Source organism: Veillonella seminalis (assembly GCF_003992065.1).
In the GTDB taxonomy this organism is placed as follows: Bacteria; Bacillota; Negativicutes; order Veillonellales; family Veillonellaceae; genus Veillonella_A; species Veillonella_A seminalis.
On sequence record NZ_RQUZ01000001.1, the window covers coordinates 262,218 to 287,240 of the forward strand.

19 protein-coding genes, 3 tRNA genes and 1 pseudogene are annotated in these 25,023 nt (G+C 43.9%); 22 read left to right on the plus strand and 1 reads right to left on the minus strand.

Translation table 11 applies throughout. The features are described from left to right. The first annotated feature begins 225 nt into the window (after positions 1-225). The 13 genes and pseudogenes from EO126_RS01170 to EO126_RS01230 all read left to right on the plus strand — a co-directional run bounded on the left by EO126_RS01170 (position 226) and on the right by EO126_RS01230 (position 13,075). Positions 226-1,029 (plus strand): MetQ/NlpA family ABC transporter substrate-binding protein, encoded by an 804-nt coding sequence (locus EO126_RS01170; RefSeq protein WP_006555596.1) that lies wholly within the window; start codon positions 226-228, stop codon positions 1,027-1,029. A gap of 330 nt (positions 1,030-1,359) precedes the next feature. Further along, positions 1,360-3,573, plus strand: coding sequence for an ornithine decarboxylase (speC, locus tag EO126_RS01175; protein WP_127007079.1), 2,214 nt, complete (start codon positions 1,360-1,362; stop codon positions 3,571-3,573). Beyond that, a complete protein-coding gene (locus tag EO126_RS01180; protein WP_192496398.1) occupies positions 3,573-4,163 on the plus strand; it encodes a TIGR01440 family protein in 591 nt (196 codons plus the stop codon). The genes speC and EO126_RS01180 overlap by 1 nt, the downstream gene beginning before the upstream one ends. Before the next feature lie 63 nt (positions 4,164-4,226). After that, positions 4,227-4,634, plus strand: a pseudogene (locus EO126_RS01185) (DUF3290 domain-containing protein); the annotation flags it as partial. Between the two features lie 8 nt (positions 4,635-4,642). After that, complete coding sequence (locus tag EO126_RS01190; protein ID WP_164726685.1) at positions 4,643-5,281, plus strand: DUF421 domain-containing protein; 639 nt, start codon at positions 4,643-4,645, stop codon at positions 5,279-5,281. 91 nt (positions 5,282-5,372) lie between these two features. After that, positions 5,373-5,654: a hypothetical protein gene (locus EO126_RS01195; protein WP_127007083.1), complete on the plus strand. Its 282-nt coding sequence runs from the start codon at positions 5,373-5,375 to the stop codon at positions 5,652-5,654. 115 nt (positions 5,655-5,769) lie between these two features. After that, positions 5,770-6,525 (plus strand): exodeoxyribonuclease III, encoded by a 756-nt coding sequence (locus EO126_RS01200; protein ID WP_127007085.1) that lies wholly within the window; start codon positions 5,770-5,772, stop codon positions 6,523-6,525. Between the two features lie 332 nt (positions 6,526-6,857). Then, complete coding sequence (locus EO126_RS01205; RefSeq protein ID WP_006555604.1) at positions 6,858-8,114, plus strand: Glu/Leu/Phe/Val family dehydrogenase; 1,257 nt, start codon at positions 6,858-6,860, stop codon at positions 8,112-8,114. Between the two features lie 428 nt (positions 8,115-8,542). Further along, positions 8,543-8,618: transfer RNA gene (locus EO126_RS01210), tRNA-Asn, on the plus strand. 4 nt (positions 8,619-8,622) lie between these two features. Further along, positions 8,623-8,697: transfer RNA gene (locus EO126_RS01215), tRNA-Glu, on the plus strand. A gap of 5 nt (positions 8,698-8,702) precedes the next feature. Next, positions 8,703-8,778, plus strand: a tRNA-Val gene (locus EO126_RS01220). Positions 8,779-9,342: 564 nt separating this feature from the next. Further along, a complete protein-coding gene (locus EO126_RS01225; protein WP_240631429.1) occupies positions 9,343-11,196 on the plus strand; it encodes an S-layer homology domain-containing protein in 1,854 nt (617 codons plus the stop codon). 271 nt (positions 11,197-11,467) lie between these two features. Next, the gene (locus EO126_RS01230) at positions 11,468-13,075 is read left to right on the plus strand and encodes an LPO_1073/Vpar_1526 family protein (RefSeq protein WP_127007089.1); all 1,608 of its coding nucleotides are present in this window, start codon (positions 11,468-11,470) and stop codon (positions 13,073-13,075) included. 182 nt (positions 13,076-13,257) lie between these two features. Here EO126_RS01230 and EO126_RS01235 read toward each other — a convergent pair whose 3' ends face one another. Then, positions 13,258-13,974 carry a Crp/Fnr family transcriptional regulator gene (locus EO126_RS01235; protein WP_006555607.1) on the minus strand — a complete coding sequence of 239 codons (717 nt, stop codon included), beginning with the start codon at positions 13,972-13,974 and terminating at the stop codon, positions 13,258-13,260. Positions 13,975-14,186: 212 nt separating this feature from the next. Between EO126_RS01235 and hcp the strand changes: the two genes are divergently transcribed. The 9 genes from hcp (at position 14,187) to EO126_RS01280 (ending at position 25,001) form a co-directional block, all read left to right on the plus strand. After that, a complete protein-coding gene (hcp, locus tag EO126_RS01240; protein WP_006555608.1) occupies positions 14,187-15,758 on the plus strand; it encodes a hydroxylamine reductase in 1,572 nt (523 codons plus the stop codon). A gap of 407 nt (positions 15,759-16,165) precedes the next feature. Beyond that, positions 16,166-16,846, plus strand: coding sequence for an L-serine ammonia-lyase, iron-sulfur-dependent subunit beta (sdaAB, locus tag EO126_RS01245; RefSeq protein ID WP_006555609.1), 681 nt, complete (start codon positions 16,166-16,168; stop codon positions 16,844-16,846). Continuing rightward, positions 16,843-17,715, plus strand: a complete 873-nt coding sequence (gene sdaAA / locus EO126_RS01250; protein ID WP_006555610.1) for an L-serine ammonia-lyase, iron-sulfur-dependent, subunit alpha — start codon at positions 16,843-16,845, stop codon at positions 17,713-17,715. Before sdaAB ends, sdaAA begins: the two co-directional genes overlap by 4 nt. A gap of 163 nt (positions 17,716-17,878) precedes the next feature. Further along, positions 17,879-19,321 carry a CCA tRNA nucleotidyltransferase gene (locus EO126_RS01255; protein WP_040771005.1) on the plus strand — a complete coding sequence of 481 codons (1,443 nt, stop codon included), beginning with the start codon at positions 17,879-17,881 and terminating at the stop codon, positions 19,319-19,321. 6 nt (positions 19,322-19,327) lie between these two features. Then, positions 19,328-21,289 carry a penicillin-binding transpeptidase domain-containing protein gene (locus EO126_RS01260; protein ID WP_127007091.1) on the plus strand — a complete coding sequence of 654 codons (1,962 nt, stop codon included), beginning with the start codon at positions 19,328-19,330 and terminating at the stop codon, positions 21,287-21,289. 54 nt (positions 21,290-21,343) lie between these two features. Further along, a complete protein-coding gene (locus EO126_RS01265; RefSeq protein WP_127007092.1) occupies positions 21,344-22,192 on the plus strand; it encodes a bifunctional 5,10-methylenetetrahydrofolate dehydrogenase/5,10-methenyltetrahydrofolate cyclohydrolase in 849 nt (282 codons plus the stop codon). Further along, positions 22,170-22,511, plus strand: a complete 342-nt coding sequence (gene hypA, locus EO126_RS01270; protein ID WP_006555614.1) for a hydrogenase maturation nickel metallochaperone HypA — start codon at positions 22,170-22,172, stop codon at positions 22,509-22,511. The genes EO126_RS01265 and hypA overlap by 23 nt, the downstream gene beginning before the upstream one ends. Before the next feature lie 88 nt (positions 22,512-22,599). Next, positions 22,600-23,259, plus strand: coding sequence for a hydrogenase nickel incorporation protein HypB (hypB, locus tag EO126_RS01275; RefSeq protein ID WP_006555615.1), 660 nt, complete (start codon positions 22,600-22,602; stop codon positions 23,257-23,259). A 2-nt stretch (positions 23,260-23,261) separates the two neighbouring features. Further along, on the plus strand, positions 23,262-25,001 hold the full coding sequence (locus EO126_RS01280; RefSeq protein ID WP_006555616.1) for a hypothetical protein: 1,740 nt from the start codon (positions 23,262-23,264) through the stop codon (positions 24,999-25,001). Positions 25,002-25,023: the final 22 nt, after the last annotated feature.

The following is a 25,023-nucleotide window of genomic DNA, read 5'->3' on the forward strand; positions in this document are numbered from 1 at the left end:
TAAAGCCTCACAATAATTATTTTTAGTTATTGTGGGGCTTTTTTATTTCAGGTTTATGTGATAGGATAATAGATAAGCTTGATGACGTTGGGGTTTATGAAATTCTTTGTATCAAAATTTTTGGTGAAAAGAGTTTGGCCGGCCGGATTGAGAACCCGGGAGGCACACATCAAGTTTTTTTTGTGGGGCCCTTAGGGCAGTGTAAATGAGAGAGAGGTAGTACAAATGAATTTTAAAAAATGGTTAGCACCTGTGTTGGTGGGGATTTTGGCAATCGGCATTGCCGGTTGCGGTACTGATTCTTCTTCAAAGGAAATTCGTATCGGCGCCACAGCCGGTCCGCATGCGGAAGTTGTTGAGGCAGTTGCAAAAGAAGCAGCTAAACAAGGCATCAATGTTAAGGTTGTTGAATTTTCAGACTATGTAACACCTGACAAAGCATTGGCAGAAGGTGATTTGGATCTTAACAGTTACCAACACGTGCCGTTCATGGAAAACTTTAACAAAAATAATAACGCTCATTTAGTATCAATCGGTAAAACGATCTTGATGCGCATGGGCTTGTACAGTAATAAGGTAAGAAGTGTCGATGAGATTCCGGATGGTGCCGTTGTGGCCATTCCGAACGATCCGACTAACGGCGGTCGCGGCTTAGCATTGTTGGCTAAGGCCGGTCTCATTACCTTAAAAGACGGTGTCGGCTTCAAAGCCACGCCGGCTGATGTAGTGTCAAATCCTAAACATTTGGAAATCAGAGAGCTTGAAGCGGCTCAATTACCGCGTAGTCTTGATGACGTAACGGTAGCAGCCATTCCGATGAACTATGTAATGAGTGCAGGCATTGATGTAGCTAAACAGGGGATTTTCTTGGAACCTAAGAATGAACCGTTGGCAGTCATGGTCTTAGCGGCTCGTGAACAGGATAAAGACAATCCGACTTATAAGAAGATTGCCGAAATTTTCCATTCGCCGGCTATTAAGCAGTTCATTGCCGATAAATTCAAAGGCACGATTGAACCGGCTGAATAATTGAAGGTTAATAAATAAATTAAATTGAAGTAAATTGAATTAAAGTAAAGTAAATTAAGCCGTGTTGTGATACCGTTTCCGATATTGCAACATGGCTTTTTTGTTTTTTGCGAAAGGTGGGATTATGGCCGTTAATTATAATGGGAATCGGCCCAATTATAGACTCTTTTGTTGATTTATTGATTGTATTAAATATACCGAATGAAGAAAAATAGGGTATAATAAATAATAAGAGTTTTTTATATTTATATAGAGTCAGGAAGTCTGTATGGAAATGTAGCAGGCAGAACCTGTTAAATTATTATGAGTAATGGTTAAAGGAGGTTGTATATGACCGAGTTAAAAGTAGTAGTATCAGAACATGCGGAATCAGTGGTCGGTATATTGACGAAACGCGACGTTATTCGGCCGAATCAAACCGATTTTACCAATGTAGGGGCAGTTATTATTTGTGACTGTGAAATAGATATATTGAAAAGTACGCCGGTTAAAGTTTTTGACATTCCCGTATTCGTGGTCCGCACGGGAACCGGGATGGAAGGCTTAAGCCCTAACCAAGTATCGCAAGCGGAGGATGCCGTGCTGCGTGATGCCTATGCGGTTTTAGACGATGAGCCGTCGGAACGTGAATTTTACATACGACGTCTTGAAACGGCTGTTCAAAATTATGAGCATCGTTCATTACCGCCGTTTTTCCGTTCCTTGCGACGCTATGTAGAGCTCGGCAACTCCCAGTTTGATTGTCCGGGGCATCAAGGCGGTCAATTTTTCCGTAAACATCCGGCCGGTCGGGCTTTTTACGATTATTACGGTGAACACCTTTTTCGTAGTGATTTATGCAATGCCGATGTTCAACTAGGCGATTTGTTGATTCATGAAGGCTATGCGTTAGAGGCACAGGAACATGCGGCACAAGTGTTTAATGCAGATAAAACCTACTTTGTGCTCAACGGTACTTCCTCATCGAATAAAGTGGTACTCAATGCGTTGTTGGCACCCGGCGATATTGTGCTCTATGATCGCAATAACCATAAATCCGTGTCGCACGGTGCTTTGGTACAAGCCGGTGCTATTCCGGTGTATCTCGAAACGGCCCGTAATCCGTTCGGTTCCATCGGCGGTATTCCGGAAGCTTGTTTTGATGAAACCGTTCTTCGTGAGCGCATTGCGGAGCGCAATCTTGAAAAAGCCAAGGCTCAGCGTCCGATTCGTTTGGCCGTGATTCAGCTTGGCACCTATGACGGCACTATTTATAATGCGCGTCAGGTGGTCGATAAAATCGGTCACTTATGTGATTATATCTTGTTTGACTCCGCCTGGGTGGGGTATGAACAATTCATTCCGATGATGAAAGATTGTTCGCCGCTCCTCTTGGAATTGGGGCCGGAAGATCCGGGCATTTTGGTAACACAATCCGTGCATAAACAAATGGCGGGTTTTTCACAAACATCGCAAATTCACAAAAAAGATTCGCATATTCGCGGCCAAGTCCGTTATGTGAATCAGAAACGTTTTAACAACGCTTTTATGATGCATGCATCTACATCACCGTTCTATCCGCTATTTGCGGCACTTGATGTGAATGCGAAAATCCATGCCGGCGAAGGCGGCAGGGCCTTATGGCGTGATTGCGTCATGGTGGGTATTGAAGCCCGTAAAACGGTGCTGCGCAATTGTAAATATTTGCGACCGCTCGTGCCGCCGATGGTACATGGTAAAGCGTGGGAAGATGGCGAAACGGAAGTTATGGCTGATGATGTGTCGTATTTTGCCTTTGAACCGGAAGCCAAATGGCATTCCTTTAAGGGTTACGGCGAGGGGCAATACTTCATTGATCCTTGTAAATTTCAGCTCATAACGTCGGGCATCGATATGGAAACCGGCGAATACGAAGATTTCGGTATTCCGGCGACTATCTTGGCAAATTATTTGCGAGAACATCAGGTAGTGCCTGAGAAATGTGATTTGAATACAATTTTATTCTTGCTCACACCGGCTGAGTCGTATACCAAAATGGATGCACTTATTGCTAAACTATTGCGTTTTGAACAATTGATTGAAGCGGATGCACCGTTGCAGGATGTATTGCCGAGCGTGTATGCGCAGAACATTGCCCGTTATCGCGGTTATACGATTCGTCAGCTCTGTCAGGAAATGCATGATTTTTATAAAGTGCGTCATGTGAGCGAGTTGCAACAACAATTATTTGATAGGGACCATTTCCCGACCTATGTAAAAACACCGCAAGCTGCCAATATCGACTTTGTGCGCGGTGAAGGCGAATTGATTCCGATTGCCGATTGCGTAGGCCGTATGGCTCTGGAAGGGGTATTGCCGTATCCGCCGGGCGTTATATGCGTACAGCCGGGGGAACTTTGGTCAGAAGCGGCCCGTGATTACTTTGTGGCACTTGAAGAAGGCATTAATGAACTGCCGGGCTTTGCACCGGAGCTTCAAGGTGTTTATATTGAAGCGGATGAAACCGGTTACAAACGAGCGTATGCATACGTTTTGAAAGAAACAACCGGGAAAGAAGGGGTATAATGGTAACAGACGGGTTAACCGAACAGAATGATAACGTGCAGTTGGCAGCTATCGGCGAAGCCGTGACCCAAGCGGTGAGCGAACTGGTGACTATCGCTAAACTGCAAGCCGGTAATGTATTTGTCATAGGCTGCTCCAGCAGTGAAGTGCGTGGCAGACGTATCGGCACAGATTCAGCAACGGAAGTGGGCGAAACAATTATAAAGGCGGCTACAGCCGTATTGGAACCGTTAAAGATAAATTTGGCGGTACAATGCTGTGAGCATTTGAATCGTGCTTTGGTTTTGGAAAAAGCCGTAGCCGTTGCACATAATTGGCCGATTTGCAATGCCGTACCGCAACTTCATGCGGGCGGCGCGGCCTCTATGGCGGCGTATAAACATTTCAAAGAGCCTGTGGTGGTAGAACGGGTGGCAGCTGATGCGGCCATTGATATCGGTGATACGCTTATCGGCATGCATTTAAAACCGGTAGCCGTACCGGTTCGTCTGGCCGTTAAAACCATCGGTGAAGCTCATGTTACGGCCGGCCGTGTGCGCCCTAAATATATCGGCGGCGCACGAGCCGTTTACGATGAAGCATTAATGTAACAGCGGTGAGTACGTTTGAATTTCTACACTTATGCCTATATCGTGTAACAAGGGCAGGTAAATGCTCTTTTACAATATGGCGTATCTTTTTTGCTGTTGGTGGCGTTATTGGGGGTCAGTATCTTATTTATGCGTCATCGACTGAACAGTCGTTATCGTGATTTGACGATTCTCTTATCGTTGTTGATTGTGTTTGTTCTGGGCATCCGTTGGAGCGAATATGATTCGTCCATGCGAAACTCGGAAGAAAGCAGCCGTATGGCTAACTTTATTGTGTCCGTGTCAGAACGTTTGGGATCGGACAAGGAAGCCGTAAAGGTTAATTCTACGCATCTGGATGAAGATGTTATTGTCAATGTGGGCACTCGTTTTTATCGGGCTCATTTTACCAAGGGCTATGGTGCCTATTCATTGACACAGGTTCATATGATAGATCCGCAGATTAAAGTCATAGATATAGCGAAGGAGTAGCAGCAAACATGATAACGGGTTATACGTTGATTATGATAAAATTGGTGCTGGGCATACTGTGTCTGGTGCTGCAAATCAATTTAATGGGTAAGGGGAATTTGGCCCCAAACTTGGCGATTGACCAGGTACAGAACTATGTGCTTGGCGGTATTATAGGGGGTGTTATTTATAATGAGGCCATTGGGGTTCTGCAATTTTTGCTGGTTCTCATTGGTTGGACCATCGTAGTTATGGTACTGCATTACTTATCGGCCTATAATCACCATGTGAAACGAATTGTTGACGGCAGTCCCACAATTGTCGTGGATTATGGTAAAATTCAAATAGAAGAATGTATGCGTAACGGTATCAGTGCCGGCGATTTACATTTGAAACTGCGCGCCAACGGGGTAACGCGCGTGGGGGAAGTTAAACGGGCTGTTTTGGAACAAAACGGACAATTGACGGTGGTTAAGTTTGGGGAAGATTCGGTACACTATCTGCTTATTGTGGACGGACAGGCCGATGAAAATGTATTGTCTTTAGTAGAAAAAGATAGAGAATGGTTAGAAACGAGCGTAGTAGAGCAAGGCTATCAAATCTCGGGGATCTATATGGCCGAGCTCGTGCATGGTGAGTTGGTTATAACCCCATATTTGAAAGATTAATCTTTTGAAAAATTATAAGTTTGATTCATGAATTTTGAAAACCTGGTTGTAAAAAGATTAATCATACTTGGGGCGATGAAAGGAGCTAGTCATGGTAGGACTTCAGCGATCTTTATTGGTAATTGCATTTCTCTATATTTTGTATCATATTTACGGGCACGGTTTTACGACGACAAATTTAATAGCCATTGTATTGCTGTTATTCTCGTTTGTGTTTGAAGTCACGCGTAAGGCTCGTCGTGAAAAATTAGAAGCCTATTTTGTTCGTAAAGAAGCGGAATTGGCGGCTAAAGAAGCGGCTGAACGGGGTGAAACTATTGAGGTTGAAGGAAAACCGACAGACACAGTCGATGTTAAACACGAAGTTAAGTAATATACGAAGTTAAGTAATATACAAAGTTAAGTGATATACGAAGTGAGGAGTGCAGAAAGCCGGGTGACATATGTAATTGAGTGATTCGCTTGGCTTATGATGAAAGGAGTCTTTGATGAAATTAATTTCTTGGAATGTTAACGGCCTGCGTGCCGCGGTAACCAAAGGTTTTATGGAAAGCTTTGAAAAGCTTGATGCGGATATGTTTTGCTTGCAGGAAACTAAATTGCAGCCGCACCAGATTGAATTGGAATTGCCGGGTTACGAGCAATATTGGAACAGTGCGGTGAAAAAAGGGTACAGCGGTACGGCTATTTTCACGCGTGTAAAACCGCTCAACGTAACCTACGGTATCGGTATTGAAGAGCACGACCAGGAAGGCCGCGTGATTACGGCGGAGTACGATAATTTCTACCTCGTAACTTGTTACACGCCGAACAGCCAGCGTGAATTGGCTCGTTTGGAATACCGCATGACTTGGGAAGACGCGTTTCGTGCGTACTTATTGGAATTGGATGCGAAAAAGCCGGTTATTCTTTGCGGTGACCTCAACGTGGCACATAATGAAATCGACTTGAAAAATCCGAAGACAAACCGCAAGAACGCCGGTTTTACCGACGAAGAACGTGAAAAAATGACGGAACTTTTGAATGCCGGTTTTACCGATACCTTCCGTAAACTCTATCCGGACGTAACCGATGCGTACAGCTGGTGGTCCTATATGGGCAAAGCGCGCGATAGGAACGTAGGATGGAGAATTGACTACTTCATTACGTCTGCACGTCTTGATAAAGATATCGTAGAAGCTAAAATTCATCCGGACATTTTCGGCAGCGATCATTGCCCGGTTGAACTTGAAATTAATCTTTAATAAACCGTTGTGGTATACTTTTTTACCGGAAACATTGGTTTATAATCTATAGAATGGCTTAAAACAAGGCAGTTTGTGGTGTTTTTGCTATATTGAATTATCATATATGCATAAAAATAGTAAGAGTTCGCCTCGATAAATTCAGGCGGACTCTTTTATTTTCTAACCTTTATAAATCATGCGTAATAGTTATGATAAAAATGCCTCTTATGAAAAATAATTAGTTATTATTTCGGCGCTGTGGTATAGTGTATACAAGACATGGATTAGTAATGTTGATTTTAAATTTTTGATTTTTAATAGTGTATGCGTAAGAAGGAGAAACGATTATTATGGCAAATTATAATCCCTACGAAAACATGCTTAACACACTTGACCAAGCGGCCGAAAAATTAGGTTTGACGAGAAACGACTATGAAGTTATCCGCCATCCTGAACGCGAAATGCAAGTAGCCGTTCCTGTACAAATGGACGATGGTCATATTGAAGTATTTAGCGGTTATCGTACGCAACATAGTACAATTATGGGCGCAGCTAAAGGTGGTCTCCGTTTCCATCCTGATTCCGATGAAAACGAAGTTCGTGCTTTGGCAGCTTGGATGACAATCAAAAACTCTATCGCACACCTTCCATACGGTGGCGGTAAAGGCGGGATCAAAGTAGATCCTAAGAAATTGAGCCAACGCGAATTAGAACGTTTGACTCGCGGTTTTGTTCGTAAAATTGCTCCAATCATCGGCGTTGATACTGACGTACCGGCTCCTGATGTTAACACTAATCCTCAAATCATGGCTTGGATCGTGGATGAATTCTCCACATTAAAAGGCGTATGGTCTCCGGGCGTTGTAACCGGTAAACCATTGGCAGTCGGCGGTTCCAAAGGCCGTAATGAAGCAACCGGTCGTGGATGCATGTTTACGTTGAAGAGCTACCTTGAAAAGAAAGGTAAGAAAATGACCGACGTAACCATCGCTGTTCAAGGTTTCGGTAACGTAGGTAGCGTTGGTGCATTATTGATGCATCGTGAAGGCGCTAAAATCGTTGCTATCGGCGACGTTCATGGTTCCATTTACAATGAAAACGGTATCGACGTTGAAAAAGCTTACGAATATGCCAACTCTCATGGCCGTTCCTTGGAAGGTTATGAAGAAGCAGGCATGAAACGTATTCCTAACCCTGAATTATTACTTCTCGACGTAGATGTATTATATCTCGCCGCTTTGGAAAACCAATTAAACGGCAGCAACATGAAAGAAGTTAAAGCTAAAACTATCTTGGAAGGTGCTAACGGCCCTACAACTAACGAAGCTGACTTGTACTTCTTCGAAAAAGGCATCGAAATCATTCCTGACGTATTGGCTAATGGCGGCGGCGTAGTAACTTCTTACTACGAATGGGTACAGAACAAAGCCGGCTTCTACTGGGATGAAGACGAAGTAAATGCTCGCCTCGAAAAGAACATGAAAATGAGCTTTGAAGAAGTTTGGGAAATGCAACAACAATACAAAGTATATCCTCGTTTAGCTGCTTACATGGTAGCTTTGAAACGTTTGGTTGATGCCAGCAAACTTCGTGGTTTCAACGGCTGATTTAGTTGCTGAAGTTAGCTCTTAAAACTTTATTACACTTGCCTTTAACGGCCGAACAGTAGTGAGTACTGATTGAGTCCGTACAACTTATAAAACGCTAAGTATGACTGTCTAACAAAGGCTATGCGTAGCCACCACTAATAAATGATAAATACTAGAAGGATACTCAGCGGAATTGCGGTCAGGTATGTATTGCCTGACCGCTTTTTTATGATTATGTTGGGGGCTTATATTTATCATAGATTAGTCGTTCTTCACCGTCTGTTTGCTTTGTGCAGTTACTGTTGCCACAGAAAGAGAAAGGTATTAAAGACAGGGGGATATGTGACTTTCGCAACGTATTTAGATTGCGTATAGAATTTGTAAAAAATATATAAAAAAGTACTTGCTTTTACTTTGAATTTAGTATAAAATATCTCTTGTACCATTCCTCGATAGCTCAGTCGGTAGAGCAATCGGCTGTTAACCGATCGGTCGTAGGTTCGAGTCCTACTCGGGGAGCCAATGTGGCCCGTTGGTCAAGCGGTTAAGACACCGCCCTTTCACGGCGGTATCGGGGGTTCGATTCCCCCACGGGTCACCACATATGGACGATTAGCTCAGCTGGGAGAGCGCCTGCCTTACAAGCAGGATGTCGGCAGTTCGATCCTGTCATCGTCCACCAGAAACTTTAGAAAAAGCACTTGAGAAATCAAGTGCTTTTTTATTTTATGGATTAATTTCTTACAAGGCTAATGCGTCCTAAAATTGAGATTACTTCGTAATCGGAATGTTGAATTTCTTATTGCCGGAAGTATATTAATTTCACAAAATAATAATTAAAACTGATAAGAATTTACATTCAGCCCACTGCAGTTGCAGTGGGCTGTTTTTTATACAAAACCATTTATAAAAATTAATATCGATATGGGAGGTAAAACCTACTTGATAATTAATAAAATGAATATATCTGTATTTACCAGTATTTACCAGTGTTTATCTATAAAAATCGATGCCAATTGATAATTATCGAAGTCTATCGAGAAGAATGATAATATGAATAATATTATTATAAGTTTTAAATTGAATCTTTATATCGAATATTTTCGAATGGCATGCTTAAGGTAGATTCATAAATATCTCATTAATTTTTTAACGGTCAAAGAGATGATAAATAGTTCGAAAAGTGTTTGGAAACGGTGTATTTTGTGAAGTAAATAAATCGTCTCAAATGGAATTATTTTGTTTTTTGATTAACAAAGTGTTCATATTCAAGAGCACGATTAATATCGCCGGCGACGGTAATACAGTAACATCTGTTAAAGATGGTAAGATTGAAGTCGGCTTAAATAAAGATGTTAACCTTGGCCAAGATGGTTCCATTGCAGCAGGTAATACAACTATCGATAAAGATGGCGTTTCTACAGACAAGATTGCAATTAAAGATTCCGGCATTTCCATCGATAAAGATGGCATCAATGCAGGCAATACACAAATCAAAGATGTAGCTAGTGGTCTTACCGGTGATGCATATGATACTTCTATTGCAGGTCAGGAAAACTACAACAACGGTGCCAACATTGGGGATGTGTACAATATTGCTAAGGCTCAATCCGGTAAGAATATTACGGTAGATGCTGATAACAAAGTCAACTTGAACGACAATATCACTCTTGGTGACGATAGTGATGCATCTAAACAGGTTAACATTAAGGGCAATGGTGCAACTGTAACAGCCGGCAGTGGTGATAATCAAGTTAAGATGGATGGTTCCAAAGGTCAGATTTCTGTAGGCGGTGCTGTTCTTGGTAATCAGGAAAACACAGCAGGCGATAGCAATCCGGCAACAGGCAACTATCTCACCGGTTTAGACAATACTACTTGGGAGGGTGAAAACATCCGGTCCGGCCGTGCAGCAACTGAAGATCAGTTGAAGACTGTTAGCGATAAAGTCAATAAAGGCCGTGTATTCGAAGGCGATGACGGAGCTGATAATAGCGTTACTGTAGGTCTCGGCGATACCTTGAAACTCAACGGCGGTGCTAATGCTGCTAGATTATCTGATGGTAACATTGGCGTTGTAAGAAACAGCAACGGTGACGGTCTTGACATTAAACTTGCGGAAGACTTAACCGGTCTTGATAGTGTAACAACCGGTAATACGACTATGGATAGTAGTGGTATCACCATTAAGACAGTGGATGACGATCGCAATATCACTATCCAGGATAGCAATATCAACATGGGTAACAACGTAGTAAGCGGGGTTGCTGACGGTACGGTAGCAGCCGGTTCTACGGAAGCTATTAACGGTAGCCAACTCGCTCAGCGTGACCAAGCTATCAACAACCTCGGTGGTGCGGTTAACAAATTAGATAATCGTATTAATCGTGTTGGTGCCGGTGCGGCAGCTTTGGCAGCTCTCCATCCACAGGACTTCGATCCGGATGATAAATGGGATTTCGCATTCGGTTATGGTCACTATAGCGGTGCGAATGTCGGTGTGCTTGGTGCCTTCTATAAACCAAATGAAGATACAACCTTCTCCGTTGGTGGTACAATCGGTGGCGGTGAAAACATGTTCAACGCCGGTGTATCCTTCAAGATTGGTCAAGGCAACAACGTATCTAATTCCCGCGTAGGTATGGCTAAGAAAATCAAACATCTCCGTGAAGACGTAGCTAAACTTGAAGAATTAGTAAATCGTCAGAGTCAAATGATTAATCAATTGACCGGCCAGAACCCTGGTACGATTGAGTCTAAAGGCAGTGAACTCTTCCCTGATGTTCCTTCAAATCACTGGGCTTACGAATATGTAAACAAACTTCATGACCTCGGCATCGTTGAAGGCTATCCTGATGGCAACTTCGACGGTAACCGTATGATGACACGTTATGAATTCGCAGCAGTTGTATATCGTGCAATCATGGCAGGTGCAGCATCCAATGCAGCTCTCCAAGGTGATGATACATTAGATCGTTTGGCAAACAAATTCTCCGACGAACTCAAGTACATACGCGTAGACACTGTGAAGAAGGATAAAGACGGTAATCCGGTTATCCAACGTGTTCGTATCGTTCCTGAAAACAAGGATAAATACTAAGAGTCGTTGATTCTTTAACGAATTGTTAAATGGTCATTGATTAGTTTTTGAGAAATTGGGTCGTAACACAATGTAGGTTTTTACTCACATTGGGGTTACGGCCCTTTTTTCGTCATATCTTCATTGGCGAATACCCCAAGATGTGGTAACATAATATAATAAATATAAGAATAATAAGGTCAGTCAAGGCGTTTTTTCAAAACAGAAATTCATTAACGTTTGAACCGAATGACCTGTGAAATCTAAAATAAATTATGGCAGGAGGAAGAAAATGTCTGCATTTATACCGTATTTAGTAGTATTGGGCGTTATCGTCGTGTTTTTCGGAGTATGTTATTTAGTATTCCGTGATAGCGGTAAGTCTAAAGAAGCTGAGGCTTTGGCTAATGAAAAGGTGAGCGATGGCGATTATTATGAACGTAAACGTCGTGATCACGGTGCCGCTTACTATCGCGAAGATGCTAAACAAAATAGAGACAACTATCGATTCGGCGGTGGGCATCAAGTGACGGATACCAATCATCAAGAAACTTCCGATAAAGAGATGGCCAGCACGTTTGTGCCTTTATCCAATCGTCAAATGGAATCCGATTTTAATCATGCGATGACGGGACCGGCAAGCAATCGTTTTGGCGGAGCTCCGGAAGAGGATTTGGACAGTCGTTTAGGTCAAGATATTGTATCTGATTTGGATATGACGAAACCAATGCTTAAAATTCCGACGGAACCACCGGCTGAGCCGCTCACTGAAAGTGAATTGACACGTCGCATTCATCGTGTGACGCCGACGGAAGCAACTGCCGCTGAAGCAGCTGATGATGCTACCCGCATTATCCCGGTAGTTCGTGACCATAGCAGTGCTGATACATTCGGTCGTGCAGGTCAGAGTGCAACTCATGCGGCTTATGGTGAGGCTGAAATGCCTGATTTAATTGCTCTTGGTACTTCGCATTTCATGAGCTCTTTTGGTGCGGTTAATGCAAGCACTAAGGAACAAGTATTGGATATTACTAAAACAGCCTTAGATCGTTTGGGTATCACCGCCAGTGGTGAATTACACGCCCTTTTGGAAAATATCGTTGTGCAGGAAGCGCTCCTTTGCATGCAGAAGGCCTATGCAACAACGCCGACGGTTTGGATGAAAGAAACGGCGATTGAAGCGTTTATGGATGTGGTTCAGGAACCTAAATCCAGCGCACCGTACTTGGTCGCTTTTGACGCCCTTCGCATTTTACCGCATTTGCAGTTAGGCCATTTCCAAATTATGGCGTTGGCGTTGTTATTGCAGTATTCGCGCAATTCCAACAACTACAGCTTGGAACATTTACAGTATTATGTAGATAAATACATCGAACCGTTCTTGTCCGATTTGCCACGGGAAGAATCTATGTATCGTCAATTGGATTACTTGCGTTGTTCCATTCAAGAACCGGAACGCAATACTTTCTGGGATATTATGGTTCATTCCTATCCGTTCGTGTTTGCCTATGCCGGTTTTGATAAAGATGAATTGACACGTGCTTTACGCGGCCATGCCTTGGATGGTCGTTATATCGTGAAAAGTGTGAACTCGCCGTTGTTAAAATTGGCCGTTGTTGATGAAGGTTTGGCACCACGCTACTTCCATATGGCGCATTTGGATAATCCTGAAATTCAACAGCACATTTTGGCCTTGGCAACCGGTAAGCCGGTTGATTTTAATGCGACTGAACGTAAACAGGTGTTGGAATATATCTCGCCTGTATTGCCTAAAGTGGCTGATATGTATGATTCCATGCCGCTCAGCCATTCCAGCTTAACCTTGTTAGGTTTATATTTGGGTCGTGCCCATGTTAAAGTAACCATCGGTGAAGAATTCGACTTATCTCCTTGGTTTTAAGCTGTAAAGTTAGAGAATAAGGCTTTTATGATAATTAAAAGCACGGTGACTTGCATAACAAATTAAAATTTATCAAATAAAAAAGTGTACCTCCGAGCTGATGATCGAGGGTACACTTTTTGTTTTGCGGTTAATTACCGGTGAGGATTAAGTTTCAGTTATTTAACCGTTTGCGCTCACACTTAAAAACTATATTCGTTAATTGCTTTTACATCTAATAGTTTTACTTTTTTACCTTCAAACTCGATGATTTTTTCATCCTGTAAGCGACCTAATTCGCGGCTTAAGGATGTGCGCGATACATTGAGCACATCGGCCATTTCCTGACGATTGTGAGGGAGACGAATCGGGTTTTGTTTTTGATACGTATATAAATCATCAAAGTAGGCGAAGATTCGTTCACGCATGCCTTTTAGTGAAAGATAGTGAACTTTACGGGTTAATGCCAAGGCTTTTTCAGACATATCATGTAAGAGATTGGTCAAAATTTGCACTTGGCAGGCATCGCAGTTGTTAAATGAGGTAGTGAAGGCTGCCTTGGGCACGAAGAGCACCGTGCTGTCTTCGGTTGTTTGAATTGTGGCCGGCCAATTCGGCATGTCCGTAAAGAGAATGGCTTCACCGAACATGGCGGATGGTGTCAGGTCAGTCATGATGGTGCGCTGGCCCAATACGTTTTCGCGCGTCAGATGAGCGTGGCCTTTTAATAAAATACCGATGCCTTCCATCGGGTCGCCGGCGATAGCGATGAAACTATTCTTTTTTATATTGGCAATTGTCAAATTCGGAGCAATTAAGAAATTCCGTAATTGATCTTCGGAAAGATCGCGGAATAAGGGACTGCTGCTGAGCACAGGCAGATATTCCGTTATTAATTCAGTAGATAATCCGATATGCATAGGAGCCTCCTTAAAATAAAATTTTTGTAAATGTTGCCATGGCTACAGTTTTTTACCTATAACTATACTATACTTTAAATGTAGTCACAAAGTAAACAACTTGCGGTAAGTGACAATCTGATTTTGTAATAGGCAAGTGATTTATATTTTTTTACTTTCTTACGAGTGATAGGAAAGTGTAGTTCGGGAGAGTCCCGAAGAAGGAGGCTATTATGAGTATGTTTTGTTTCCAATGTGAACAGTCTGCAAATCCCGGTGGTTGTACCGTACAGGGCGTATGTGGTAAAACAGCGCCGGTAGCAAACAAACAGGATGAATTGACTTCCGCCTTGATCGGTTTGGCACGTGCTTGTGATGCAAAAGGTGCTTCCGCTAAGGAATATCAATTGTTAAAACAGGGCTTGTTCATGTGCGTAACAAACGTTAACTTCGACGAAGAACGCGTTCAGGAATTCATCAACCGTGTAGAAGCCGCTCGTCAGGCAATTGACGCCAGCGCTCAGGATTTCGATTGGGAAGCTCTTTGGGTAGGTGAAGAAGACATCATTTCCTTGCGTTCCACTTTATTGCTCGGTATGCGCGGCATGGCTGCTTACGCTTGGCATGCATCCGTACTCGGCTATGATGATGCTGAAGTAGACGCTTGGTTCGTAAAAGGCCTTGTTGAATTTGCTAAAGATCACAGTGCTGACGAATGGCTCGCTTTGTTGATGGAATTCGGTCACATCAACCTCAAATGCATGGCATTGCTTGATTCCGCTAACACTGAAAGCTATGGCACGCCGGTTCCTACTAAAGTTTCCTTGACTGTAGAACCTGGTCCGTTCATCGTAGTAACCGGTCATGATTTACACGACCTCAAAATGTTATTGGAACAATCCGAAGGTAAAGGTGTTAATATCTATACTCACGGTGAAATGCTTCCTTGCCATGCATATCCTGAACTTAAAAAATATGTTCACTTAAAAGGTAACTTCGGTACTGCTTGGCAGAACCAGCAGAACGAATTCGACGGTGTTCCGGGTGCATTCTTATTCACTACGAACTGCTTAATGCCACCTCGCAAAACGTATGAAGACAACATCTTCACAACTGATATGGTAGGCTTCCCCGGTTTGAAACATGTGGAAACTAACGAAGACGGCACTAAAGACTTCTCCGCAGTTATTGAAAAAGCTCTTGAACTCGGCGGTTACAGCGAACCTCAAGAATTCACCGGTATCAACGGTGGTCACGAAGTAACTACCGGTTTCGGTCACGGTACAGTACTCAGCATTGCCGACAAAGTAATCGATGCTGTTAAAGCCGGTGCTATCAAACACTTCTTCTTGGTAGGCGGTTGCGACGGTGCTAAAGTAGGCCGTAACTACTACACTGAATTCGTAAAACAGACTCCAAAAGACACTGTTGTATTGACTTTGGCTTGCGGTAAATATCGTTTCAACGACCTTGAAATCGGTGAAATCGGCGGTATTCCTCGTATGCTAGACATGGGTCAGTGTAACGACGCTTACTCTGCTATTCAGGTAGCCGTAGCTCTTGCCGGTGCTTTCGAATGCGACGTAAACGACTTGCCATTGACTTTGGTATTGTCCTGGTACGAACAAAAAGCGGTATGTATCTTGTTAACCTTGTTAGCTTTAGGTATCCGCAACATCTACATCGGACCTACTTTGCCAAAATTCTTATCCAGCAACGTATTGGGCATCTTGGTAGAAAAATTCCAGTTACACCCAATCACTACTCCGGAAGCTGATATGAAAGCGATCCTTGGCAACAACTAATTGTTGATTGTAACTAATTGAGTAATAGTAGGTGGAACATAATTAAATATGAGATGATTCAGTTCGTGTCCTCTCGATAATTACTAATGTTCTCGTCAATTGTCAATTAAAATTTCTCATAGCTCCCTCGAAAGAGGGAGCTATTTTTTATATTTTTCTATGTCTGCGATACTTTTTTGAATAATTAGTTCGTCCGCGGTGTACCTTATAAAGCTTGTAATTATGGGCTTTTATGAGCAAATGAGAATCTTAAAAGAAGTAATATGCATAAAAAGTATGGCGGTGTCTATTCTCTGAAAACAAAACATGGTATAATACAAATTAAGGAAATTCAAGGGTTCGCCTTGAATCAGTTTGTAGAAAATGCACAGTGTAGATGTGAAAAAGTTTTCTGTGGGAGGACATAAATGAGTAGTGTTTTTGAGATTATCGGACCGGTTATGATTGGTCCATCCAGCTCTCATACAGCCGGAGCTGCCCGTTTAGGTAAAATGGCTCGATCTATTTTCAAGGAGCACATCGAACGAGTTGATTTGACTCTGTACGGCTCTTTTGCCAAGACTTATAAAGGTCACGGTACCGATCGTGCTTTAGTAGGCGGTCTTTTGGGATTTGATGCGGAAGACGAACGTATTCGTGACGCATTTAAAGATGCCGCCGAAGAAAATCTTCAGTATCAGTTTATTGAATCGTCTGATGAAGGCGGTCATCCGAATGAAGTGAAATTCGATCTCTACGGTAAGGATGATTACCACATGAGTATCGTAGGACGCTCTTTAGGCGGCGGCCGTATTTTGGTAACAAATGTAAATAACTTGGAAGTAGAAATTTCCGGTGAAGATTATACAATTTTGACATTCCATCACGACTGTCCGGGCGTTATTGCGTGGGTAACCAGTCAACTCGGTAAAGCATCGGTTAACATTTCGACGATGAAGGTATTCCGCAAACGTAAACACTGCGAAGCAGTTATGTTGATTAACACCGATGAACCGGTGGACGCACAAGTAATGGCGGATATTCAAGATCATAAGAGTATTTCATCCGTTATGTATTTTGAACCTTTGGAAAAGGCGGTAGCAGAATGAGTTATTTATATGAAACATTAGCCGACTTGGCGCATTTGAGTGATACTCATAATTTACCAATGTGGGAAGTTGTAATCCGTGCCGAAATGGAAGCGTCCGGTCAAACGCGCGAAGCGATTGAAAAAGAAGCTTTGCGTCGTATTCAGATTTTTAAAGATTCCGTAACAAACGGTGGTGAAGACCGTAAACGTACGGTAAGCGGCATGTCCGGCGGACAGGCCCATATCTTATTAAAACATACACCGCGTTTAATGAGCCCGGTAGCGTATAAAGCTTTGACGTATGCTGTTGCGGTTAATGAAGCGAACGCTAAAATGTTCCGTGTTGTAGCTTGTCCGACAGCCGGTTCTTGCGGGGTTATGCCGGGGACTATGTGTGCGGTAGCCGAAGAGTTGCAACTTGATGATGAAGCTATGTTGCGCGGGTTCTTCATGGGCGCCGGTATCGGCAATGTTATTACCAATCAGGCTTGTGTAGCCGGCGCGGTTGGCGGTTGCCAGGCTGAAGTAGGCTCGGCAGCAGCTATGGCGGCCGGCGCTGTGGTAGCGATGTTGGAAGGCTCTACGAAAGAAGTCATTAATGCAGTCGCTCTTTGCCTCAAAAACGTATTGGGCTTAGTGTGTGACCCGATAGGCGGTTTGGTAGAAGTACCTTGTGTAAAACGTAACGGTATTTATGCGGTACATGCTTTAAGTGCTGCCGAAATGGCTATGGCCGGCTTAATCAGCCAGATTCCGGTTGATGAAGTTATTGAAGCCATGGACCGTATCGGTCGTGCGTTGCCAAGCACATTGCGCGAAACCAGCGAAGGTGGTTTGGCTACGACTGAAACAGGTCGACGCATTGCTAAACAATTAGCGGAAATGTAATATTACGTCAATGAAACGTCTTTATGAGGAAACTTGTAAAGACGTTTTTTTATGATTCAACGGCCTTGAAAGGGTGAATTAGCTACATTGGTATGTTATAATAAATTATCGTGATAAGAGTGAGGTGATGACGGTGAGTTGGTTTACATCCAAGAAAATTGTAATGCAACCGAGTGGGGAACTTTGGCAGGGTGCTGTGCGCATTTTGCACGCTTTGGCTGATGCCGGTTTTGAAGCGTATGTAATCGGCGGAGCCGTGCGTGATTTGGTGCTCAAACAATTGCCTCATGATTATGATATTGTGACTAAAGCCAGACCCGATGATATTATGGCCGTTATGGCCAAGGCCGGCTTTGCTACGACTGGAGTGGTCGGTAAGTCATTCGGTGTCGTTGTGGTAACGGTACCGGAAGGCAGTTATGAAGTCGCTACCTATCGGCGTGAACGGTATGGTGCCGACAGCCATCGACCGGAAGAAGTGGTGTATGCCGATACATTGGAAGAAGATGTGACGCGACGCGACTTTACGGTGAACGGCATGGCTATGACCGTTGACGGTGAAGTAATAGATCTAGTGGCCGGGCTTAAAGATATTAAAAACAAGACCCTGCGCACTATCGGTGAGGCAGAGGAGCGTTTTCAAGAAGATGCATTGCGTTTATTCAGGGCTTGCCGCTTTGTAGGCAAGCTTGGTTTTTTACCGCATCGCAGTTTATTGGACGGCATGGCATCCAACTTCAAACGGGTTGAAGGATTGTCGTTGGAACGTGTACGTCAGGAACTGGACGGTTTGCTGATAACGCCACACGTGGCTAAAGGGCTTGACGTATTGGTACAATCCGGTTTGGCTGATTGCCATTGTCGTGTTTTTGTTAAGGGTGAGTATCAGCCGGTGGCCATTTTGCCGGAATTACATCATTTGGTAGGGTTGCCGCAACAACCGGAATTTCATGCCTATGACGGCTGGGTTCATACCTTGGCCGTGGTACAGGCCATTAAACCGGATTTGACGCTGCGCTGGGCAGCTTTATTACATGATGTGGCGAAAGGCATGGACGGTATTCGCGGTTCTAACAAAGGACGCATTACCGATCGCGGTCATGATAAAATGGGCGCTGAAATGGCGGAAACTATTTTAACGCGTTTACAATATCCTAAGAAAATGGTGGACCGTGTGACCTGGCTTGTCAGCAGTCATATGCGTTTTCACTATTTTGTCAATAATCAGGAAGCAGATCCGTGGAAATGGATGCGTAAAGAGGCGCAAAGCGGCCATTTCCGTAAAAGCAGTGAGTTAAAAGAAGCGGTGCTGCAAATGGCGGAAGTGTGTGCGGCCGATGTTATCGGTTGCGGCAGACCGAACAGCAGTACGGACGGTACTTATGCTATGGGGGACTGTCTGGCGGCTATAACCGAGTCAATGCCGATTCATACTCGTGATTTGGCGTATGGTCCGGAATTACCGGCTCTTTTAGGTGACCAAACAGGGGATATGTTGCAAAAATTGTTAGTTCAAGTGCGCAGCGGCCAGGTGGCGAATGAACGGGAGGCCTTAATGGAATCTGTCAGACGTAAGCTGGCACGCAAAGCACATAAGGAGTTATAGGGATTCATGATTACCAAAAAAGATCAGAAAGCCTTACAAAATAATATAGCTATACTCATGCTGATTTTTTCGGTAGTTGCGATTTTTTTAGTAGGCCGTTTATTGCTGTTGCAAGTGTTTGACCGTAACAGCTTGGATACGCAGAATTTGAGCCAAGTAGAGTCGGAACGTAAATTGCAATCGCCGCGCGGTACGATTTATGACCGCAACGGCAATCCGCTGGCTATCAGTATTGTGACGCGTTCGCTGTATGCGGATCCGAAGATGATTAAAAAGTCACCTGAAGAGATTGCCTCACTTATTGTACCGTATACGCGCATTAAAGAAGATGTGATTGTGAAACGTCTTAAAGAGGATACGGCGTTTATTTGGCTTGATCGCATGATGGATCCGGATAAATCCAAAGCCGTGGAAAAAGTCATGAAAGATAATGACATTGAGGGTTTGAACTTCGTTGAAGAAAGTCGTCGTTTCTATCCTAACGGCAATTTATTGGCTCAGGTCCTGGGCTTTGTAGGAACGGACGATAAGGGCCTTGACGGCCTTGAAATGAAGATGGATGAAACATTGCGTGGCGGTATTACGGAAGAGTTAATTGCTACCGACCGACATGGTAATGCCATTTTCGGGTCCGTGTTATCGAAGTTTTTACCGGAAAAAGAAAAGAGTATAACCCTTACTATTGATACAACGGTTCAGTTCATTGCCGAACGGGCGTTGGATAAAGCCATGTCTGAAACGAAGGCGGCCGGAGCCAGCATAATTGTTATGGATCCGAAAACCGGCGAAATTTTAGCCATGGCCAATCGACCAACCTATGATCCAAACCATTATGAGAAGGGTAATGATAATTCGTTTAAGAACCGTGCAGTTACCGATATGTATGAACCGGGTTCCACCTTTAAGCCGTTGACGGCATCGGCTGCTTTGGCCTCCGGCAAATGGTCGGTGGATACGGTTTATAACGATACGGGCAGTATCGTTGTAGGTGATCATACGATTCAAAACTGGAATGGTGAAGGCTACGGTCCGGTTAAATTGCTTGAAATTTTGAAATACTCCATCAATACCGGTATGGCCAAGTTGGGGATTACGACCGGTAAAGATATTATGAAACAATACTTGCAAGCTTATGGTTGCGGTAAAGCTACGGGCATTGAACTTCCCGGTGAAGCGGAAGGGCAGGTTATTGCGGCTAAGGATATGTCTCAGCTTGATTTGGCAACTATTGCGTTCGGTCAAAGTGTGGCGGTTACGCCGCTCCAAATGGTACAGGCTTTCAGTGCTATCGCCAACGACGGTAAAATGATGAAACCTCATATCATTAAGAGTATCAATAATCCGGACGGTACCGAAGAAGCCGTTACTCAAGATATGTCCGCGGGTCAACCGATTCCGGAAGACGTGGCTAAAACGATTTTGGGCATGTTGGAAAAAGAAGTGTCCGAAGGCGGCGGTAATAAAGCGTCGGTTGACGGATATCACTTTGCAGGTAAAACCGGTACGGCTCAAAAACTTGATGCGGAACATGGCGGTTATTTGGAAGGTCGTTATATTGCGTCATTTATCGGCATCGGACCGGTGGAAGATCCGCGTTTTGTAGCGCTTATCGTAATTGACGATCCGAGCGGTACATATTACGGCGGTCAAATTGCGGCTCCGGTGTTCAAAGATATTATGAGTCAATTGGTGCGTTATTTCCAAATCTCACCATCGGTAACAAAGGAAAAAGATTTGAAAGGCAAACCGGATGAACGTCCGGCGAAACCACCGGTGAAAAAGAACGCTGATGGCAGTGTAGTAATGCCGGACTTTACGGGCTGGACTACCGGTGAAGTACGCAATTGGCTCCATGAGGCAGGTTTACAATTTGTACCGGATGGCACCGGTTATGCTATTTCGCAGGGCATACCGGCCGGCGCTGAAGCGGAAGCGGGCGAAGCTATTACGGTTTATTTTAAACGCTAACTGAGAGAACTCTTTTAGCTGATATAAGGTATATATTAATTAGGAGGCGTTGGCATGATTGAATTACGTGGCAAAGCTGTGGCGGATGCCCACAAGGCAGTGTTAAGTGAGCGTTTGTCAGAACTTCAGGCAAAGGGGATTGTGCTGAGTTTAGGCATTTTGTTGGTTGGTGATGATAAAGCGGCTCAGATGTATGCTCGCTTTATGGAAAAAACAGCCAAGAATGCAGGCTTTGGTGTTGAATTGGAACATTTGGCGGCCGATGCATCCGAAGATGAAGTATTAGCCGTGATTGACCGCTGGAATCGTGCCAATCAAATTTATGGCGTGTTGCCGTTGATGCCGATGCCGGCTCATATTGACCGTGAAAAAGTCATTGAACGTCTGGATCCGGCGAAAGACATTGATGGTCTTACTTCCCGTAATATCGGCTTGGTCAGTGCCGGCAAAGGCGGTTTCTGGCCATGTACGCCGCGTGCTTGTATGGCCATTCTTGACTATTACAAAATTCCGTTGGCCGGCAAAAATGTTGTGGTTGTAGGCCGCAGTCAGGTAGTGGGGAAACCGGTAGCATTGCTTTTATTGGAAAAACAGGCCACCGTTACCATTTGCCATTCAAAGACAGTTGATCTGAAAGTACATTTACAACGGGCCGATGTAGTAGTCGCCGCCGCAGGCCGTGCGCATATGATTACCGGAGATATGTTAAAACCGGGTGCCACCGTTATTGATGTGGGCATCAATGATTTAGAGGGTCAGACCGTTGGCGATGTGGAATATGCTTCGGCGGTCGAAGTGGCCGGTGCTGTTACGCCTGTACCGGGCGGTGTGGGTTCGGTGACGACCGTTATGTTGTTAGAAAATATTTACGAGGCTTATTATGCACGAAATGTCGATTGCTGAGGGAATTGTTGATCTCGCCCTCGACACATTAAAAGCAAATGACGGCCATGTAATTCACGCTATTCAATTAAAACTCGGCGTTATGTCGGGGGTGGAGCCGGATGCTTTGCTTTTTTGCTTTGATTCGGTGACTAAAAACACGGCGGCGGAGAATGCAGTTTTACAAATCGAAATGATACCGCTTTGCGGCAAATGCTTGGACTGTGACAAAGAGTTTTCTGTTACCGACTATGTGTTTAAATGTCCCCACTGCGGCAGTTTGGCAATTCAGACCATAACGGGCCGTGAATTACAAGTAGCATCGATAGATATGGATTGAGTCCCATGAGATATACGGACTCTGATTAGACAGATTGACGCCGCCGGTTAGCTTGGCGTTGATATAGATAGATTGATGTGAGGTACCTATGGAAGTAAAAGTTATGACGAATGTGCTGGCCAAAAATGATGCTATTGCAGCTGATTTGCAGCGCTTGTTCAAAGAAAAAAATATATTTGTCTTTAATTTATTGGGTTCGCCGGGAGCGGGCAAAACCTCACTGCTCGAAGCTACACTTAAAGAGTTGGCCGAAGATTATTCACTCGCTGTTATTGAAGGCGATTTATATACCGCTAAAGATGCGGAACGCATCCATAAATTAGGCATCCCCGTATTGCAGATTAATACGGTAGGCGGTTGCCATCTGGATGCGAAGATGATTGAAGACGCTTTGTCTGAACTTGATTTAGACAAACTTGATATGATTATTATAGAAAATGTAGGGAATTTAGTGTGTCCTGCTGAATTTGCCATTGGTGAAGCCATGAAGGTTACGGTGCTGTCTGTAACTGAAGGGGAAGACAAACCACTTAAATATCCTTTGATTTTTAAAGAATCTAAAGCGGTATTGTTGAATAAGGTGGATTTATTGCCGTATATTCCGTTTGATAAGGAAAAAGCCATTACGGATATTAAGAATTTAAATCCGACAGCCAGTCTCTTTGAAGTGAGCTGTACGGCTAAAACAGGTTTGACCGAGTGGACCGATTGGCTCAAGACGCAGATTGATGCGGTACGAAAGGGGTAGTTATGAAAAAAATGCAGCGTATTTCATTGGCGGTTCTTATAAGCAGTGCTTTGACCGGCGGTGTTTTTGCAAATGGAACAGCTGAACTCGTTATGGATCCGGCGGATACATGGGCTCCGGAAAAGGCGGCTGTCAATAAAATGGCGGTGCGTTTGGCGGAAAGTGTTGAAGCTAAGGATAGTGAAAATTCCGGTATTGATTTAAGTGCGATTGGCAAAAGTTATACAGCCGATACATTAGAACCGCTGGAACCAAAGGATTTTACTATCGGATCGCTGAGTTTGGGTGCTAATTTTAAAACATTGACAACTGCTGACCGTAATTGGGAAGCACTGGTAGGCGGCCCGTTACAGTCCGATTCTTTGGTTGAAAGTGAAACAAAAACAGCTAAGCTTGCAACCGATGAAGCTGAAGCGACAACGACTGAAAAAACAGAAAAAACAGAAAAGACCGATGCCAAGGAAGCTTCCGATAAAGAAACGGTGACAAAAGATACGGCAGCTAAAGACGCAGTGCCTGATACCGATAAAGCTCCTGAGACTAAGGATGCTGTGAATAAAGATAGTGCCGGCAAGGATCATGCTGTTAAAGATGACTCCCATAGTACATCTGCTGAGGTAAAATCAGAGGAAACCGGAGCTTCTCAAGACAAGGAAGCGGTTAAGGGCGAAGCATCTAAAGGTGATGGAGCCGTTAAAGGCGAAGAAGGCATTAAATTATTAATTGAGGACAAAAAGCCTCGTAAGATTCGTCCGGCTAAACCGGCTGTTTTGCCGATTGCGGTTAGCAATATGTTTACGACTTATACCGGTAAGGATGGCAGTTTTACGATTTACACCGGTGTGTACGGTGATCAGGGGAGTGCCTTGACAGGTCAGCATGCTGATGGGGATACGTTGCGGCGTGAGGGTTTAGATTATACCTATGCACCGCAGACTATTACCAATATTCACATTACCGGCGGCACCGATGAAACAGATCGCGGTATCGGTATCGGTAAGACTCGCGGTACCGTATTGTTTGCTTACGGGGCTCCGCAGGGCATGTGGCGTGATGTTAAGAATGGTACCGTAGCCCTTATTTATAAATACGAAAAAAGTAAAAATTCTGTAAAAAATAAGCAGGAATTTAATACGCCTGTGGCGAAAGATAATAAAGAAAGCACACTGCTTACAACTAATAGTAACAGCGCTTCAGCTTCGCAGTATTTAGTATTTACTTTGAAGAATAACAAAGTAAGTGCGATTGATATGATTGACGGAGAAGTGTGGTCACGACTCAGACTGCCGGCTGTGCAGGAACAGTATTATCGAGCTAACCATTTGACGGCCGATGACTTCAGTCTTATGGGCTATCGCGTGAACGAGCCGTTTGTTTCTAATCAGGACGAACAATGGCAGCAACGCGGTTTCTTGTATGATGATGAATTCATTGCCTATGATGATATTTTGGTGGGTTACGATAAGAAGCAGATGGTAGCGCGAGCTATGATTACCAAGAGCACCGCCTTAACGCGTCGCGGAATTTCGATTGGTGACAGTAAGTATTTATTGTTATATTTATATGGCATGCCTACGAGCATGGAAGCCGATACGGCGGCTAACGGCGATCCGCTCATGGTGTATACTTACAAGAATCCCGATTCGGCATACAGCTATTTGTTGTTTACAGTGGGTGAGAAAGACAATTTTATAAAAACAGTAATGCTGTCAGACAGACCTAACAAAGAATTGAGTAAGTAGGCTTTCGGTAAAGGAGGATGAC

Bases quoted from the DNA above. Each gene is read 5' to 3' on its own strand.
- sdaAA (WP_006555610.1), top strand. From the start codon at position 16,843: ATGAGTTATTTATATGAAACATTAGCCGACTTGGCGCATTTGAGTGAT.
- EO126_RS01195 (WP_127007083.1), top strand. From the start codon at position 5,373: ATGGTAGGACTTCAGCGATCTTTATTGGTAATTGCATTTCTCTATATT.
- hypA (WP_006555614.1), top strand. From the start codon at position 22,170: ATGCACGAAATGTCGATTGCTGAGGGAATTGTTGATCTCGCCCTCGAC.
- EO126_RS01260 (WP_127007091.1), top strand. From the start codon at position 19,328: ATGATTACCAAAAAAGATCAGAAAGCCTTACAAAATAATATAGCTATA.
- EO126_RS01235 (WP_006555607.1), bottom strand. From the start codon at position 13,974: ATGCATATCGGATTATCTACTGAATTAATAACGGAATATCTGCCTGTG.
- EO126_RS01180 (WP_192496398.1), top strand. From the start codon at position 3,573: ATGGTAACAGACGGGTTAACCGAACAGAATGATAACGTGCAGTTGGCA.
- EO126_RS01200 (WP_127007085.1), top strand. From the start codon at position 5,770: ATGAAATTAATTTCTTGGAATGTTAACGGCCTGCGTGCCGCGGTAACC.
- EO126_RS01255 (WP_040771005.1), top strand. From the start codon at position 17,879: ATGCAACCGAGTGGGGAACTTTGGCAGGGTGCTGTGCGCATTTTGCAC.
- EO126_RS01205 (WP_006555604.1), top strand. From the start codon at position 6,858: ATGGCAAATTATAATCCCTACGAAAACATGCTTAACACACTTGACCAA.
- EO126_RS01170 (WP_006555596.1), top strand. From the start codon at position 226: ATGAATTTTAAAAAATGGTTAGCACCTGTGTTGGTGGGGATTTTGGCA.
- hcp (WP_006555608.1), top strand. From the start codon at position 14,187: ATGAGTATGTTTTGTTTCCAATGTGAACAGTCTGCAAATCCCGGTGGT.
- hypB (WP_006555615.1), top strand. From the start codon at position 22,600: ATGGAAGTAAAAGTTATGACGAATGTGCTGGCCAAAAATGATGCTATT.
- speC (WP_127007079.1), top strand. From the start codon at position 1,360: ATGACCGAGTTAAAAGTAGTAGTATCAGAACATGCGGAATCAGTGGTC.
- EO126_RS01230 (WP_127007089.1), top strand. From the start codon at position 11,468: ATGTCTGCATTTATACCGTATTTAGTAGTATTGGGCGTTATCGTCGTG.
- EO126_RS01190 (WP_164726685.1), top strand. From the start codon at position 4,643: ATGATAACGGGTTATACGTTGATTATGATAAAATTGGTGCTGGGCATA.
- EO126_RS01280 (WP_006555616.1), top strand. From the start codon at position 23,262: ATGAAAAAAATGCAGCGTATTTCATTGGCGGTTCTTATAAGCAGTGCT.
- EO126_RS01265 (WP_127007092.1), top strand. From the start codon at position 21,344: ATGATTGAATTACGTGGCAAAGCTGTGGCGGATGCCCACAAGGCAGTG.
- sdaAB (WP_006555609.1), top strand. From the start codon at position 16,166: ATGAGTAGTGTTTTTGAGATTATCGGACCGGTTATGATTGGTCCATCC.